The organism is Qipengyuania seohaensis (assembly GCF_002795865.1).
Lineage (GTDB): Bacteria > Pseudomonadota > Alphaproteobacteria > Sphingomonadales > Sphingomonadaceae > Qipengyuania > Qipengyuania seohaensis.
The window spans coordinates 1,115,837-1,131,370 of sequence record NZ_CP024920.1 but is presented as its reverse complement, the minus strand read 5'-3'; the positions used below and the strand labels follow the sequence as shown (position 1 = coordinate 1,131,370).

The window sequence follows — 15,534 nt, the reverse complement described above, 5'->3', positions numbered from 1 at the left end:
AAGGGAAAACCGGCGTTCGCGTGATCACTTCGCAAAGAGCATCGCATCGTCGGCAAAGGCTTTCATCTCCAGCGCATTGCCGCTGGGATCGCGGAAGAACATCGTCGCCTGTTCGCCCGGCTGGCCCTTGAAACGGATGGTCGGCTCGATGGCGAATTCAGTGCCTGCCGCAACCAGCCGGTCGGCCAGCGCCTGCCAGTCCTCCATCGTCAGCACCACGCCGAAATGCGGCACGGGGACGTCGTGCCCGTCGACCGGATTGCTCGTGCGGTCGCCTGCTTCCCCGCCGGTATGGGCCACGATCTGGTGGCCGTAGAAATCGAAGTCGATCCATTCCTCGCTCGAGCGTCCTTCCGCACAGCCCATCAAGCCGCCGTAAAAGGCGCGCGCCTCCGCAAGGTCGCGGACGGGAAAGGCGAGGTGGAAAGGGCGCAGGGTCATGGGCTTAGAATAGTGGACGAGCCGCGTGCGATAAAGGTTTTCCTACGCGGCTATGGCCGTGCATGGCTTGCGCAGGAATTCTCGGACCGGATCGCGGTTCGACGGCAAGAGTGTCACCCTGACGGAAAATTGATAAGGTTCTGAATTGCAGCCACAATCCGACGCTTCAATCGGGTGACAGGGTGTCGCCTTTGTCACCCGGCCCGGCGTCGCTCATTCAGGCTCGACAGCAGGTTGCTGAACGCCTACCCCGCATGACGCAAGGCAATGGTGGAGCCCGCATGAAGATTATCGTCGGTAACAAGAACTACTCCAGCTGGTCGCTGCGCGGCTGGCTCGCCGCAAAGCAATCGGGCCTGTCCTTCGAAGAGATCGTGGTGCCACTCTTCGGCGAAAACTGGGAAGCCACCAAGCAGGGCGGCGAAATCCGCCCCTCCAGCGGCAAGGTTCCGATCCTGTGGGACGACGATGTGGTCGTGTGGGACAGCCTCGCCATCCTGGAATACCTGTCCGATAAGGTAGGGCGCGACCGGTTCTGGCCCAAGGACGACGCGGCGCGCGGCATGGCCCGTTCGATGGTCGCCGAAATGCACTCTTCTTTCGCCGCCCTGCGCAGCGAATGCCCGATGAACGTGCGCAAGCGCTTCGACGGATTCGAGCCGAGCGAGGCCTGCAAGGACGACATCCTGCGCATTCTCGGCCTGTGGGCCGAAGCGCGCAGCCGTTTCGGCAGCGGCGGGCCGTTCCTGTTCGGCACGTTCGGGGCGGCGGACATCTTCTTCGCCCCGGTTGTCAGCCGCTTCATCAGCTACCAGATAGCGGTCCCCGGCTTCGCGGCGTCATATATGCAGGCGCTATGGGAGCACGAGTGGATGCAGGCATGGATTTCGGCATCGGAAAGCGAAGAATGGGCTATCGAGCAATACGACACGGTCTCCTGACCGCACTGGCGGCGCTGGCTGCGCTGCTTCCAACGCAGGCGAGCGCGTGGGGCTTCTATGCCCACCGCACCACCGCCGAGATCGCGAACGAGAACATCCGCCCGGAAACGCGCGCCGGCATTGTGAAGCTGATGCGTGCCGCGCCCGAACTAGGCGTGCCCGACTGCGACCTGGCCACGCTCGAGGATGCGAGCGTCTGGCCCGATTGCCTGCGTAAGGATTACTGGCGCTGGGGCTATACCTTCGCCTGGCACTATCGCACCTCGCCGGTTTGTGAGGCTTACGAGCCGCGCAAGAACTGCTCGGGCCAGAACTGCATTCTCGCCCAGATCGAACGCAACCAGCGCATCCTTGCCGATGAAGGCCTGCCGGCGAACGTCCGCCTGGAAGCGCTCGCCTTTCTCGTCCACTTCATCGGCGATGTGCATATGCCGCTGCATTCGGGCGACCACGATGATCGTGGCGGCAACGACATCGAAACCGCCTACGGCATCGCGCCGGGATTGAACCTGCACTGGATCTGGGACGGCCCGCTGGCGGAACGCGCCATCACCTCTTCGCCGACGCCGCTGGTGCGTCGCTACAGCGCCGAAGAACGTGCGGAACTGGGTGGCGGGACGCCTGCCGACTGGGGCCGTGAAAGTTGGGAGACAAGCCGCGACTTCGTTTATCCCAACGCTTTCGACCGGCCCCCCTGCGAAGGTGCGGACCTGCCCAAAGAGACGGCATTGACGCAGGAAGATATCGAGCGCGCGATCCCGATCTCGCAGCGCCGCGTCGTGCAGGCGGGTATTCGCATGTCCGAGTATCTGGATGCGGCCTTCGCGCCTGGCCCGCTGCCGGAGCCAGAGCGCAACTAGGGAACGCGGCTAGTCGGGTAAGGCGTGCCGTCTTTCCTGAAATAGCCATCGGGTGTGAAGACCATATCGATGTCTGGGTATTGGCCCCGGTCGGTGTCACGGTCGCCGCCGCTGATGGCTATGAAGACGCAGGGTATGTCGCCGCGATTGTGGAGCCGGTGACCGTTCGGCTCTCCTGCGGGCCAGGCGAGAATATCGCCCGGTCCAACGGGAATTTCGCCTGCATCCTCGATCAGGACAGCCTCGCCCTGGAGCATGATGACCAGTTCGTCCTGTCCTTCGTGCCAATGACGCTGGGAGGAATAGGCACCCGGGTCGAGCACTACGTGGCTCGCGCCAAGCTTGGTAAGGCCGGCGACCGGCGCGAGGCGGCGGTAATTACGCCCCTTGACGTCGGCATCGAAGGGCGGCGGATATCCGGTCGCATTGGTCTGGGGAATGGCGTCGAGATCGAGCTTGGGCATTGGCACTCACTCCTGCTAGCGGACACAGCATGACCGAAGTCCTCGAACTCGCCAAGCGGTTGATGGCCGCTGAAAGCGTCACTCCCGCCACGGGCTCCGTCTTCGACCGGCTCGAGGCCATGCTCGACCCGCTTGGTTTTGCCGTGCACCGCTTCACCCGAGGCGATGGGGCGCCGGGCAGTCCGGAAGCACCGGTCGAAAATCTCTTCGCCATCCGCCGCGGGCCCGAGGGTTCGAAGCATTTCGCCTTTGCCGGGCACCTCGACGTGGTCCCGCCGGGCGGCGGCTGGCACTCCGGAGCCTTCGAGCCGGAAGTGCGCGGAGAACTGCTCTATGGCCGCGGCGCGGTCGATATGAAGGGAGCTATCGCCTGCATGGTCGACGCGGTCGCCCATGTTCCGGCCGATGCCGGCACGATCAGCTTCATCATCACCGGTGACGAAGAGGGGCCGGCCCTTCACGGAACCCGCGCGCTGATCGACTACATGGGCGAACACGGACACCAGCCCGACCTGTGCCTCGTCGGAGAGCCGACCAGCGTCAATCGCCTAGGCGACATGATGAAGATCGGACGGCGCGGCTCGGTCAATATCTGGCTCGAGGTGGAGGGCACGCAGGGCCACGTCGCCTATCCGCACCTGGCGGATAACCCGATCCCCAAGCTGGTCGCCATGCTGGCGGAATTGGACGCGCTGGTGCTGGATGAAGGGAATGACTGGTTCCAGGCGTCGAATCTGGAAATAACCGATCTCGAGGTCGGCAACATGGCGCACAACGTCATTCCGGCCAAAGCCGAGGCGCGTATTTCGATCCGCTTCAACGACGAACATTCCGGAGCTTCTCTGCCCGAAATGGTCGGCGCGATTGCGGAAAAGCATGGCGGTGTGGCGAAGCCCATCATTTCGGGCGAACCCTTCCTGACCCCGCCCGGCGAGTTCAGCGCCATGATCGCCCGCGCGGTTAAGGCGGAGACGGGGATCGACCCCGAACCTTCGACGACGGGCGGTACCTCGGATGCCCGCTTCCTGCGCGCGGTTTGCCCGGTGATAGAGTTCGGCCTCGTCAACGCGACCATGCACAAGAGTAATGAGGCTGTGGCCATTGAGGACCTTTCCACGCTAAGCCGCATCTATACGGCGATTGCGAAAGACGCGCTGGGTTAGACACACCGGCACGAAGACCGGGACGAGAGGGGATAAGAATGCTGAAGGTCTGGTTCGAAATTCCGCTTTGGCAGCGCGTGCTGACTGCCCTCATCCTGGGCGTGCTGACCGGCTATAGCTGGGGCCCGGATGCGGAAAGCATCAAGTGGATCGGCGATTTCTTCATCAAGTCGATCAAGATGCTGGTCGTCCCGCTGATCTTCTTCAGCCTCGTGGCAGGCGTCGCGGCAATCGGTGATCTCAGGAAACTGGGCGCGGTCGGCGGCAGGGCCATGCTGCTCTTCGTCGTAACCGGCCAGATCGCGGTCTGGCTCGGCCTTGCGCTGGGTACGCTGGTGAAACCTGGTGCAGGCGTCGACACCAGCGCCATCGCGCGCGGCGAGACGCCGGTGCCGAACGAGACGACCGCGGTCGACATGATCCTGTCCATCGTGCCCGAAAGCCCGGTGCAGGTGATGGCGGACGTAGCGGTGCTGCCTCTGATCGTGTTCTCGCTGCTGATCGGGATCGGCATCCTGATGGCGGGCAAGGACGGCGAGCCGGTCCAGAAGATCTTCGATAGCGGCGCTGTCGTGATGCAGAAGGTCACGATGATCGTCATGGAGCTGACCCCCTTCGGCGTCTTCGCGCTGATGGCATGGGTGGCGGGTACGCTTGGCCTCGACGCGCTGGTCAGCCTCGCCAAGCTGGTGGGCCTCAATTACCTCGGCTGCCTGCTGATCATCGGCATCGTCTACGGCAGCATGATCAAGTTCCTCGCCAAGCTGCCGGTGCGCGACTTCTTCCGCGGCATCGTGGACGCGATGGCGGTGAGCTATTCGACCGCTTCGTCCAACGCCACGCTGCCGGTGACGCTGCGCTGTGCAGAGCGCAACCTCGGTGTCTCGAACTCGGTCGCAGCCTTCGTGATTAGCCTTGGCGCAACGATCAACATGAATGGCACAGCCATGTATCTCGGCCTTGCCACGCTGTTCGGGGCGCAGATCTTCGGGGTCGACCTGTCATGGGGCGATTATTTCCTGATATCGATCCTTGCCACGCTCGGCGCAGTCGGCGCGGCGGGCATTCCGGGTGCGGGCCTCATCATGATGGCGCTGGTCTTCGGCGCGGTCGGCGTACCGCTGGAAACCATCGCCTTCGTCGCCGGCGTGGACAGGATCATGGACATGATGCGCACCACCACCAACGTCAGCGGCGATGCTGCGGTGGCGACGACGGTGGCGGTGATGACCGGCGAGATCGACACGCGCGAGATGACCTCGGCAGACGACGTCTGAGTTCCTATTCAGGCTGCTCGGCTGCTGCGTCGGGCGTCATTTGAGGCTCAGCGGCTTCCGGCTCACAATTCTGCTCGCAGCTGGTCGATTTCGAGGGACGGAAGTTTCCGCTTACCCTGATGCGCGCGCCGCCCTGGACCTGATAGGCCTTGACGTCGGTGTTTTCTAGCGGATCGCCTTCGGGGATCGAGCCTGCGTAACCGGCGCTGTTGCCGCCCGAGCTTTGGCCAGCCCCGCCCGAGCTTGCCGAATTTGCGGCGCGCAAGGCTTGTGCGGCGGAGTTTACGCTCCCGGTAATGGAATCGCTCAAGGCTCTTTGCGCGGAACCCTGGCCGGATGCGCCCGACAGGATCATTGCCTCTTCGGCCGCAACCTGTGCTGCGGCGGGCGTGCTCAGACCTGCACCGAGACATAGAGCGAGAATGGCTGACATGGTCTGCTTATTCATGCGGAAACCTCCCTGTCGAGGCTGCCGATGATGCGCTTCAATCGCGATTATGGCAAATCGCGGAGCGATTAAGCCTTGGCGGAACTGCGCTTCGGCTTCTCCAGCACCTTCTTGCGGTAGCTACACAGATCTACCACCGGACAGCGCCAGCATTCCGGCGTTCGCGCTTTGCAGACATAGCGGCCGTGCAGGATCAGCCAGTGATGCGCGCCGAGGCGGAAGGGCTGGGGCACGCGCTTTTCCAGCTTTGCTTCGACCTGCTCGGGCGTCTTGCCCTTGGCGAGGCCGGTGCGGTTGCCGACGCGCAGGATATGCGTGTCGACCGCAAAAGTCTCCTGCCCGAACCAGCAATTGAGCACCACATTGGCAGTCTTGCGGCCCACGCCGGGCAGCCGGACGAGATCGTCGCGCGTGTCCGGTACCTCACCACCATATTCGTCGACCAGCAGCTGCGAGAGCAGGATGACGTTCTTGGCCTTGGAGTTGAACAGGCCGATGGTCTTGATGTGCTCTTTCAATCCCTCTTCACCCAGCTCCAGCATCTGCTGCGGCGTCTCGACCTCGCGGAAGAGCGCGCGGGTGGCCTTGTTTACGCCCACGTCGGTCGCCTGCGCGGAAAGCGCCACGGCCACCACCAGCTGGTAGCAATTGCCGTATTCCAGTTCGGTCTCGGGCGAGGGATTGTCCTCCGCCAGGCGGCGGAAGAATTCGAAAATCTGGTCCTTGGTCACGTGTCCTCGCGGGTATCTTCATCGTCGAGTTCGCCCTTTTCGCGGGCTCTTTCGAGTGCCTTTTGGATCTCTTCGCGGCGGTGCTGCATCGCATCGCTGAATGCGGCGGCAACGATGCCGGTCGGCAGCGCCACCAGTAGGACGCCGGTGATCGCTACCAGCGATCCGACGACGCGGCCCGCCGAGGTGATAGGATAGGCATCGCCATAGCCCACGGTGGTGAAAGTGATGACCGCCCACCACAGCGCACGAGGGATGCTGCCAAACGCTTCGGGCTGCAATTCGCCCTCGATCCAGTACAGCGCGCTGGCCCCGCACAACAGGAAGATGAAGGCAAAGGCGATGCAGACGAGCAGGTCGTAGCTGCGATCGCGGATGGCCATCGCCATCTCCTTTGTCGCCGCCGTGAAACGCCCGAACTTCATGATCGAAATCACCCTGAGCAGGCGCACGACACGCAGGGCGGCGGCGTTGGCGATGAAGATGGGAGCAAAGGTCACGAGGATGACAACGAGGTCGATGACGCCAAGCGGTGAGAGCATGAAACGCAGCCGCTTCGACAGCGCCGTGCCGGGGCCGGGATGTTCAGGCGCCGCATAGAGACGCGCTGCATATTCGGCGAGGAAGACGAGCCCGAACACCAGCTCCGCCATCAGGATTTCGTCGTGCCATTGGCGGTCGAACTCGACCTCGGTGGACATGATTGCAGTGACGACGGCGGCGATGATGACCCAGACCAGCACGATGTTCAGCAGCGTCAGCCTGCCATCGGTCTTCGAACCGATGTGTAGCTGATGGTAGAGAATCTGGCGCAGGTTCATCGTGTCAAAGGCCGAGGACCTCCTCCATCGTGTACCGCCCCGCCTCGCGCGACAGCAGCCATTCGGCGGCCTTCACCGCGCCGCGCGCGAAGATTTCGCGGTTCTCGGCGCTGTGAGACAGAGTCAGCCGCTCCTGCTCTCCGGCGAGGATGACGCTGTGTTCGCCGGCAACGGTCCCGCCGCGCAGGGCGGCAAAGCCGATGGCACCGCGTGCCCGTGCGCCGGTCTGTCCGTCACGCCCGCTTTCGCGCTTGTCGGCTAGCTCGATCCCGCGCCCCTTGGCTGCAGCTTCGCCAAGCAGCAGGGCAGTGCCGGAAGGAGCATCGACCTTGCGGCGGTGATGCATCTCGACGATTTCGATGTCCCAGTCGTCGCCAAGACGCTGCGCAGCTTCGCGCACCAGGTGCGCCAGCAGGGTGACGCCGAGCGAAGTATTGCCGGTCTGGAGGACGGGTGTCGCCTGGGCGGCCCCGTCGATCGCGTCGTGATGGCTCTGCTCGAGACCGGTGGTCCCGATCACGATGGGCACCCCTGCGCCAACGGCAGCGTGGAGGTTGGCGGCAAGTGCGCCGGGCGCGGAAAAATCGATCAGCGCATCGCACGCATCGGCAAGCGCAGCCGGATCGCCGCCCTTGTCGATTCCACCGGCATAGGTGTGGCCCGATGCCTCGATGACGCGCCTAAGCGCCTCTCCCATCGCGCCTTTGCTGCCGATTACGCCGAAACTTGCCATTGCCCCTCCTTGCGGTTGTGTGGTTCATGGAACCTATGGCCGAGCTACGCAACATTGTCGTCCTGACCGGGGCCGGCATTTCCGCCGAAAGCGGGATCGATACTTTCCGCGATGCAGGCGGTTTGTGGGAGCAGCACCGGGTCGAGGATGTCGCGACACCGCAAGGTTACGAGCGTGATCCGGCCCTGGTTCAGCGGTTCTACGATGCACGGCGCGAGGCAGTGCAGAAGGTGTCGCCCAACCGCGCGCATGAGGCGTTGGCGAGGCTCGACAGGGAATGGGGCGGCGGGCTCCTGATCGTCACGCAGAACGTCGACGATTTGCATGAGCGTGCCGGTGCGAGCCGCGTTGTCCATATGCACGGGGAATTGCTCAGCGCGCTGTGCCCCATGTGCGAGCGTCGCCATCGCTGGACCGGGCCTCTCATCGATCGTCCCGAGTGCCCCAGTTGCGAGGCGCGTTCGCTCAGGCCCGATGTCGTCTGGTTCGGCGAGATGCCCTATCAGATGGACCGCATCTACGCCGCCTTGCGCAGCGCCCACCTGTTCGTGTCGATCGGCACCAGCGGGGCGGTTTACCCGGCGGCGGGCTTCGTCAGCGATGCGAGGGAGCTGGGTGTGAAAACGCTCGAACTTAACCTCGAACGCAGCGAAGGATCGCACTGGTTTCACGAATCGCGCCAGGGACCGGCAGGCAAGCTTGTCCCCGAATGGGTCGACGAATTGCTCGGCGCTGGGTAATTTCTCAAGGTTTCGCGACTAGGGAGGGGACATGTCGCGCAGGGCAACCATCATTTGCGCCCTTCTGGTGCTGCCGTATCTCTACCTCGCCTATTGGTGGTGGTCGGTGCTTTCGTCCGATAACGGCGTCTTTTCGAATGAACTCATTGTCTGGTCGCTCGGGCTGATGTTCCTGAGCCCGGTAGTGCTGGTCCTTTTGGGAGGCACCGCGTTCATTAGCGGCACCCGCAATACCAAGGCGAGCATGGCGCAGCACGATTATGAGGGCGCGGCAACCAGCGGAGGCTGCGCCTATTTCGGATTGCGTGCGCTGATCGCAGGCGCAGTGCTACTGGTTGGAATGGCCTGGTGGATCCTGGATACTCCAGAACCCGGGCGCGACCGGCTTGGGCGGATCTGCGAAGAGAGTCCCCACGGGTCGAGCGTGCGCTGCAGGCCGGATCCGAAACGCAAGAAATCGGCGCTCGATCAGGCCAATGAGAAACGCCGCCAGGAGTGGTGGCGCTAGCTGCAGCCGTTGCAGGCCGGATCCTTGGCGATCGAAAATGCCCGGAGGCCCGGGTTCAGCCCGTCCAGCAAGTAGACCTTACCCCAATCCGACCGTCCGAAGGCGCTCACCCCGACGAGCAGGGTGCGGACCGCCTGCATCGCGGCGAAGGTCGCCACCCAACCGGCCATTGCGCCCAGCATGCCGTCTTCGGCGCAAGTGTCGCAATCTTCGGCATCGAAGGCGTCGCCCACGAAACAGCGGTAGCAAGACTGGTCGGGCAAGTGCCCCGCAAAAGCGCCGACCTGACCCTGGAAGCGGCCTACAGCGGCGGACAGCAAGGGCACGCCTGCCTTCACGCAAGCGTCGGAAACCGACAGCCGCGTCGCGAAATTGTCCGTGCCATCCATGACGAGGTCCGCACCTTCTACCAGCGCATCGACATTGTCCGCATCGATCCGGCGGTCGCTGATCTCCACCTCCAGCACGGGGTCGAACAGCTTGACCCACCGCTTGGCGCAGGTCGCCTTGCCGTAGCCGATATCCCGCTCGTTATAGAGCGTCTGGCGCTGCAGGTTGCTCGCATCGACCTTGTCGTCATCCACCAGGGTGAGCCGCCCGATCCCGGCGGCAGCGAGGTACTGAAGAGCGGGGGAGCCGATGCCGCCAAGTCCGACCAGGACCAAATGCTTTTCTGCCAGCGCGACCTGTCCCGCGCCGCCGATCTCGGGCAGCACAATGTGGCGGGCAAAGCGTTCGAGGCGTCGTTCGTCGAGGCTCACGGTGTCGTGTCCTCATCGCTTTCGGGAAGGCGCTCCTTGCGGAAGCCGTGCATCCCGTTCCACCACTGGAGAGCGATCACCGCGCCTTTCGATGGCTGAAGCATCAGCAACATCATCGCCACTGCGAGGGGAATGATAATGGCCAGCACGGCCCATGCAGACAGGTTCTCGCTCGAGGCAAGGGCGATGATGACCGGCGCAAGGAGGTGTCCGGTGACAAAGATGGCGATGTAAGCCGGAAAATCGTCCGCCCGCTGGCCAGAGATATCCAGCTGGCATGACGGGCAGCTGTCGACCGGCTTCAGCCAGCGGCGGAAAATCTTCCCGTCACCGCATCGCGGGCAGCGACAGCGCGCCCCGCGCAGCAGGGCTTCCCAAATCGAGGCGGGCAGGTTGGGGCGCTTGGCCGATGGATCGTCGAGGGGCATGGGCAGCCTTTGCCGCCTAAGACGCGCGCTGTCGACAACCCTGTGAACAGGGTGTCGACAAGCGGTGGTCTGGTTGTGGAGCGATCCGAAGGGCCGCGGCGGTGTCCCGCCGTCAGCTTTCCAGTTGTCTGAGCAGGCTGCGAACGTCGCCGTCCATGTCGGCATCGCGTTCGCGCAGGTCTTCGATCAGACGCACGGCGTGGATCACCGTCGAGTGATCGCGGCCGCCGAACTTCCGACCGATTTCGGGATAGCTGCGCGGGGTCAGCACCTTGGAAAGGTACATCGCCACCTGGCGCGGGCGCACCACGGCGCGTGCACGGCGCTTGCTGCTCATTTCCGAGCGGTCGATGCGATAGAACTGGCACACGGTGCGCTGGATCTCGTCGATGGTGATCCGGCGGCGGTTGGCCGACAGGATATCGGTCAGCTGTTCTTCGGCCAGCTGCAACGAGACTTCCTGGCCCGTCAGCTGCGCATAGGCGATCAGCTTGTTGAGGCCGCCGACCAGCTCGCGAACGTTGCGCGTAATGGTGCGGGCGAGAAACTCGATAACGTCTTCCGGCACTGCGAGCGGCGCGAACTTGCTCAACTTGGAGTGCAGGATTTTCTTGCGCAGCTCGATATCTGCGGGCTGGATGTCGGCCACAAGGCCCATCGACAGGCGCGAAAGGAGGCGCGGTTCGACGCCGTCGAGCGCTTGCGGCGCGCGGTCGGCAGCAAAGACCAGGCGCTTGCCTTCGTTCAGCAGTGCATCGATCGTGTAGAGCAATTCTTCCTGCGCCGAAGCCTTGCCGATGATGAACTGGATATCGTCCACCAGCAGCAGGTCGAAGCTGCGCAGGCGTGCCTTGAATTCGATCATCCGATTGGCCTTCAGGGCCTGGACGAACTCCACCATGAAACGTTCCGCGCTGCAGTAGAAGATGCGGCTGCGGGTGTGGGTCTTCAGGAAGGTGTGGCCGATGGCATGCAGCAGGTGCGTCTTGCCCTGGCCGGTGGCGGCCTTGAGATAGAGCGGGCTGAACTGCGGCTTTTCGGTCGCGGCCATACGCTGTGCCGCGTTGAAGGCGAGGATGTTCGCCTCACCGGTCACGAAAGCGGCAAAGCTTAGCGAGGCATCGAGGCCGACGCTGGAGGTAAAGCCCTGGTCGCCCAGCGTATCCGCACCGATCGCCATCATCGAGGTGTCGCTGTCGTTTGCCGGGCGGCGGCCGTCGCCGTGGAGGCGCAGGTCAGCAACCTGGCGGCGGCCCGGATGGACCGAGATATTCACCTTGCGCACTTCGCTGCGGGCGATTTTCCAGGCCAGGCTCAGGCGATCGGCGAACCGGTCCTTGACCCAGTTGGCGCTGAATTCGGTCGGAAGGAAAAGGTCGAGGGTACCGGATTCGGCGTCGATCTTTCCGACCTGGATCGGCTTGATCCACTGGCTGTGCAATTGATGTCCGAGATCCTTGCGAAGGCCCTGGCTGATGTCAGCCCAATCGGCTGCCAGGTTTACTGCTTCCAGATCCTCCATCTCGTTTTTCGCTTTCCGCTTACTGGCGAGGTCACCCGATTTGACCATGAAAATTCAACCCCCCGTATCCGCCCCGTCCATGGGCGAAATATTCTGTTTTTGTCGCGGGGGCGGCACGGCTCCGCCGTTGCCCGGAATCGCATGATTCACGGGCATCCCCCCAATCGACCGTCGATGTAAATGGCCCAGGCTGTCCCCCCTGAGCAGAACCAATTGATAGGTCCCAGAAGGGATGAGTCGCAAGGGGGATAACTGCAAAAAATCTGAAATAAACTTGTTGACTCCCGCAAGGCCGCAGGCCGCCGTTCAAACCCCTGTTTTTCCGTCAATGTGGGCATCTCGCAAACGCGAATCGTTGGAAACGCTCGCTTTTGAAAGCGGCTCGATTACAGGCCGCGATGCAAAGCCGTGGATCTACCGCAAATGTGTCAAAGGGGCCGACACCTGTGGCGTCGACCCCTTTGTCAATTTCGTGCCCGGCGTTGCCGCCGAAGCCGCGAATCAGAGCGCAGCGACGCGCTTCGAAAGACGGCTCAGCTTACGCGAGGCCGTGTTCTTATGCATCACGCCGCGAGCGACACCGCGAGCCAGTTCGGGCTGCGCTGCCTGCAGGGCGGTCTTGGCGGCATCCTTGTCGCCGGCTTCGCAGGCCGTTTCGACCTTCTTCACGAAGTTGCGGATGCGGCTGATGCGCGCACCGTTGATTTCGGCGCGGCGATCGTTGCGGCGGATGCGCTTTTTGGCTTGCGGCGTATTGGCCATGTCTGTCCTCGGTCGGGCCGCATCAATGTTGCGGCGGAAATCTGTTTGGTCGTGTCGAAAGAGGCGGATAGACCGCCGGAAAGCGGCGCACTTAGCGGCGGGCGTCCGAATCGTCAAGCGTATCGTCCAGCCTGCGCGTTGCGGACATCGCATGGAAGCGAGGAACCGCGTGCACCGCCTCCTGTTGCCCTTATATGGGTAGGGGTATGCGAAAGGACAATATGTGACCGACAAGCTGATCAAGAGCGACGCCGAATGGCGCGAAGAGCTGACACCCGAGCAATACCACATCCTGCGCGAAAAGGGCACCGAGCGTGCCTTTACGGGAAAGTACGACAAGAACGCGCAAGAAGGTGAGTACCACTGCGCCGCCTGCGGGCAGCTATTGTTCGAGAGCGACGAAAAATACGACAGCGGTTGCGGCTGGCCGGCTTTCACAGCGCCTGCAGACGGCACTGTCGTCGAAGAGCATCGCGATACCAGCCACGGCATGATTCGCACCGAAGTCGTGTGTTCGAAGTGCGAAGGCCACCTCGGCCATGTCTTCCCCGACGGTCCTGGCGAAACGGGACTGCGCTATTGCATCAATTCCGCCGCGCTGGACTTCGAACCGGAAGACTGACCGGCGTTTCTGGAAAGAACCGTGCGTTCAGCCGGGGTTGAGGCTCGCCATGCAAAATTGCGGCATCTATAAGGCACGGCTTGCCGCATGAGGGAATTTTCGACGGATGGATAAACGAGGCAGCCGGCGCACCAAGGCAACGCGCGCAGAGCGGGCGAAACGTGCCGAGGCCGATGGCCGCAATCCGCCGAGCCGTTTCTGGCGCTGGATCAAGCGGCTGTTCCTCTGGGGCGCCGTCGCTGCAGTTTTGGGAGCGATCTTCCTCGCCATCGCAGTCGGTTTCGCAGCGCGTTCGCTGCCGAGTTACTACCAGCTGAAAGCCACGCAGAACGCGCAGACCATCGTTGTGCGCGCGCGCGACGGCACGGAAATCGTGGAGCTTGGGCCCAGCTACGGCAAATGGCTGTCTTCGGAAGAAATCCCGCAGGTGATGAAGGATGCGATGATTTCGGTCGAGGACCGGCGCTTCTATTCCCACCCCGGCGTCGACCCCTATGGCCTTACTCGCGCGGTTTACGTCTGGGCAACCGGACAAAACCGGTTGGGCGCCACGTCCACCATCACGCAGCAGCTGGCGCGAAACGTATTCCTCAATTCGAACCGCACGGTCGACCGCAAGCTGCGCGAGGCCGTGCTGGCCATGGCGCTGGAATGGAAATTCTCGAAAGAGCAGATCCTCGAGCTTTATCTTAACAAGGTCTACTTCGGCGGCGGTGCCTACGGCATCGATTCAGCGAGCCGTAAGTTCTTCAGCCACCCCGCGACCGAAATGTCCGTGGCGGAAGCGGCTATCATCGCCGGCCTGGTGAAGGCGCCGAGCCGCTACTCACCGACCGCAGATGTCGATGCGGCAGTCGGCCGCGCGAGCGTAGTCCTGCGCCTGATGCGCGAACAGGGCCGCATCACTGCGGACCAGGCGCGCGTGGACATCTCCGCCGTCAACCTCAAGGAAGAGGTGGGGCAGAACTCGGTCCGTTACTTTACCGACTGGGCGCTCCCGCAGCTCGACCTCCTGTTGCCGGAGACCTTCGAACCAATCGAAGTCTGGACCACGCTGGATGTCGGAATGCAGCGCGCTGCCACCGCGGCAGTGCAGGCGAACGTCCCCGAGGCAACGCAGGGCGCTCTGGTGAGCCTGGATCGTGACGGTGCCATCCTCGCGCTGGTTGGGGGTACCGATTACGTCGAGACCAATTACAACCGCGCCACCAATGCGCTGCGCCAGCCGGGATCGAGCTGGAAGCTGTTCGTCTATCTTGCCGCCCTCGAAGCGGGCTACACGCCAGATGACCGCGTGGTGGATACCCAGGTCAAGATCGGCGACTGGAGTCCGCGCAATTCCAACGGTCGCAATATCGGCGAAACGGACCTGCGAACCGCCTTTGCCTATTCGGTGAATACCGTGGCGGCACAGCTCGGCAATGAGGTCGGTTTCGGATCGGTCGCGTCGATGGCGCGCCGCTTCGGCATCACCACGCCGATCAACACCTATCCCGCCATGGTGCTCGGCTCGAACGAAGTCCGGCTGATCGACATGACGCGCGCCTTCGCGGCGATTTCGGCCAAAGGCGCGTCGGTGGAACCCTACGGCATCGTCAAGGTGACGACGGCGGATGGCGAAACGCTTTATGAGCACAAGGCGGCCCGCAGCTCGCAGCTCGTCCCCGACCATGTGGCTGCCGGTATTACGGACCTGCTTCAGGCAGCGGTCCAGACCGGTACCGGCCGCGCAGCGCAGATCGGCCGACCCGTGGCGGGCAAGACGGGCACCACCAGTTCCAACAAGGACGGCTATTTCGTCGGCTTCTCCTCCGGCATCACGACCGGCGTATGGATGGGCCGGGACGACAACCGGCGAGTGGGCGGCCTGCAAGGTGGCCGGGCTCCTGCCCAGGCTTTCTCGGCTTACATGCGCTATGCCGTGAAAGATCGCCCGGTCGAAGAGTTCGACACCGACCTCAAGCTGCCCGACTGGCAGATCGAGGAAGACGACGAGTACTTCTTCGGGGATCCGGACGACTATTACTACATCGACGAGCAGGGGAACCTGATCGAACCAGGGCGCCAGCCCACTGGGCCGGAAGGGCAGTTACCCTACCCGGTCGACGGCGAAGGAATGCCGCAGCAGCAACCCCAGATGCAGCCTCAGCCACGTCCGCAACCCACGGACCCAACGCGTCCGCCCTTGCGCGAGCAGCCGGCAACGGGACGCGGTGCGGACGGAGCCCCCCAGGCTATCGGTGACGATTTCCTCGACCGGGCGACCGGCAGGAACCAGCCGCGACCGCAGGGCGACAGGCCGAGGCGGTAGC

18 protein-coding genes are annotated in these 15,534 nt (G+C 63.3%); 8 read left to right on the top strand and 10 right to left on the bottom strand.

Annotation, left to right across the window (positions count from 1 at the left end):
- Positions 1-24: 24 nt before the first annotated feature.
- A complete protein-coding gene (locus CVE41_RS05500; RefSeq protein WP_100259755.1) occupies positions 25-441 on the bottom strand; it encodes a VOC family protein in 417 nt (138 codons plus the stop codon).
- A gap of 281 nt (positions 442-722) precedes the next feature.
- Here CVE41_RS05500 and CVE41_RS05495 point away from each other — a divergent pair, with 281 nt between their 5' ends.
- Positions 723-1,382 (top strand): glutathione S-transferase family protein, encoded by a 660-nt coding sequence (locus tag CVE41_RS05495; protein WP_100259754.1) that lies wholly within the window; start codon positions 723-725, stop codon positions 1,380-1,382.
- On the top strand, positions 1,349-2,242 hold the full coding sequence (locus tag CVE41_RS05490) for a S1/P1 nuclease (protein WP_100259753.1): 894 nt from the start codon (positions 1,349-1,351) through the stop codon (positions 2,240-2,242). Before CVE41_RS05495 ends, CVE41_RS05490 begins: the two co-directional genes overlap by 34 nt.
- Here the strand turns inward: CVE41_RS05490 and CVE41_RS05485 are convergent.
- Positions 2,239-2,706 (bottom strand): cupin domain-containing protein, encoded by a 468-nt coding sequence (locus CVE41_RS05485; protein ID WP_100259752.1) that lies wholly within the window; start codon positions 2,704-2,706, stop codon positions 2,239-2,241. The two genes, CVE41_RS05490 and CVE41_RS05485, sit on opposite strands and share 4 nt — an antisense overlap.
- Before the next feature lie 29 nt (positions 2,707-2,735).
- Here CVE41_RS05485 and dapE point away from each other — a divergent pair, with 29 nt between their 5' ends.
- Positions 2,736-3,869, top strand: coding sequence for a succinyl-diaminopimelate desuccinylase (gene dapE, locus CVE41_RS05480; protein ID WP_100259751.1), 1,134 nt, complete (start codon positions 2,736-2,738; stop codon positions 3,867-3,869).
- Between the two features lie 38 nt (positions 3,870-3,907).
- Entirely contained in the window at positions 3,908-5,146 is a 1,239-nt protein-coding gene (locus tag CVE41_RS05475) for a dicarboxylate/amino acid:cation symporter (RefSeq protein WP_100259750.1), read from the top strand.
- Between the two features lie 4 nt (positions 5,147-5,150).
- On the opposite strand, the gene CVE41_RS05470 is transcribed toward CVE41_RS05475, so the two are convergent.
- From CVE41_RS05470 to dapB, 4 genes are all read right to left on the bottom strand, one after another.
- Positions 5,151-5,594: a hypothetical protein gene (locus tag CVE41_RS05470; RefSeq protein ID WP_100259749.1), complete on the bottom strand. Its 444-nt coding sequence runs from the start codon at positions 5,592-5,594 to the stop codon at positions 5,151-5,153.
- A gap of 68 nt (positions 5,595-5,662) precedes the next feature.
- Complete coding sequence (gene nth, locus CVE41_RS05465) at positions 5,663-6,325, bottom strand: endonuclease III (RefSeq protein WP_100259748.1); 663 nt, start codon at positions 6,323-6,325, stop codon at positions 5,663-5,665.
- Positions 6,322-7,146, bottom strand: coding sequence for an ion transporter (locus CVE41_RS05460; RefSeq protein WP_100259747.1), 825 nt, complete (start codon positions 7,144-7,146; stop codon positions 6,322-6,324). The genes nth and CVE41_RS05460 overlap by 4 nt, the downstream gene beginning before the upstream one ends.
- A 4-nt stretch (positions 7,147-7,150) precedes the next feature.
- A complete protein-coding gene (dapB, locus tag CVE41_RS05455) occupies positions 7,151-7,879 on the bottom strand; it encodes a 4-hydroxy-tetrahydrodipicolinate reductase (protein ID WP_100259746.1) in 729 nt (242 codons plus the stop codon).
- 35 nt (positions 7,880-7,914) lie between these two features.
- Between dapB and CVE41_RS05450 the strand changes: the two genes are divergently transcribed.
- Both CVE41_RS05450 and CVE41_RS05445 read left to right on the top strand, forming a co-directional pair.
- A complete protein-coding gene (locus CVE41_RS05450; protein ID WP_100259745.1) occupies positions 7,915-8,619 on the top strand; it encodes an NAD-dependent deacylase in 705 nt (234 codons plus the stop codon).
- A 31-nt stretch (positions 8,620-8,650) separates the two neighbouring features.
- Positions 8,651-9,127 (top strand): hypothetical protein, encoded by a 477-nt coding sequence (locus CVE41_RS05445; RefSeq protein ID WP_100259744.1) that lies wholly within the window; start codon positions 8,651-8,653, stop codon positions 9,125-9,127.
- Here CVE41_RS05445 and CVE41_RS05440 read toward each other — a convergent pair.
- The 4 genes from CVE41_RS05440 to rpsT all read right to left on the bottom strand — a co-directional run bounded on the left by CVE41_RS05440 (position 9,124) and on the right by rpsT (position 12,600).
- Complete coding sequence (locus tag CVE41_RS05440; protein ID WP_100259743.1) at positions 9,124-9,888, bottom strand: HesA/MoeB/ThiF family protein; 765 nt, start codon at positions 9,886-9,888, stop codon at positions 9,124-9,126. The genes CVE41_RS05445 and CVE41_RS05440 overlap by 4 nt on opposite strands.
- Entirely contained in the window at positions 9,885-10,316 is a 432-nt protein-coding gene (locus tag CVE41_RS05435; protein WP_100259742.1) for a DUF983 domain-containing protein, read from the bottom strand. Before CVE41_RS05435 ends, CVE41_RS05440 begins: the two co-directional genes overlap by 4 nt.
- Positions 10,317-10,428: 112 nt before the next feature.
- Entirely contained in the window at positions 10,429-11,886 is a 1,458-nt protein-coding gene (gene dnaA / locus CVE41_RS05430; protein WP_100259741.1) for a chromosomal replication initiator protein DnaA, read from the bottom strand.
- A gap of 453 nt (positions 11,887-12,339) precedes the next feature.
- Positions 12,340-12,600 carry a 30S ribosomal protein S20 gene (rpsT, locus tag CVE41_RS05425; RefSeq protein WP_100259740.1) on the bottom strand — a complete coding sequence of 87 codons (261 nt, stop codon included), beginning with the start codon at positions 12,598-12,600 and terminating at the stop codon, positions 12,340-12,342.
- Positions 12,601-12,823: 223 nt separating this feature from the next.
- Between rpsT and msrB the strand changes: the two genes are divergently transcribed.
- Both msrB and CVE41_RS05415 read left to right on the top strand, forming a co-directional pair.
- On the top strand, positions 12,824-13,222 hold the full coding sequence (msrB, locus tag CVE41_RS05420; RefSeq protein WP_100259739.1) for a peptide-methionine (R)-S-oxide reductase MsrB: 399 nt from the start codon (positions 12,824-12,826) through the stop codon (positions 13,220-13,222).
- A 106-nt stretch (positions 13,223-13,328) separates the two neighbouring features.
- A complete protein-coding gene (locus CVE41_RS05415) occupies positions 13,329-15,533 on the top strand; it encodes a transglycosylase domain-containing protein (protein WP_100259738.1) in 2,205 nt (734 codons plus the stop codon).
- Position 15,534: the final 1 nt, after the last annotated feature.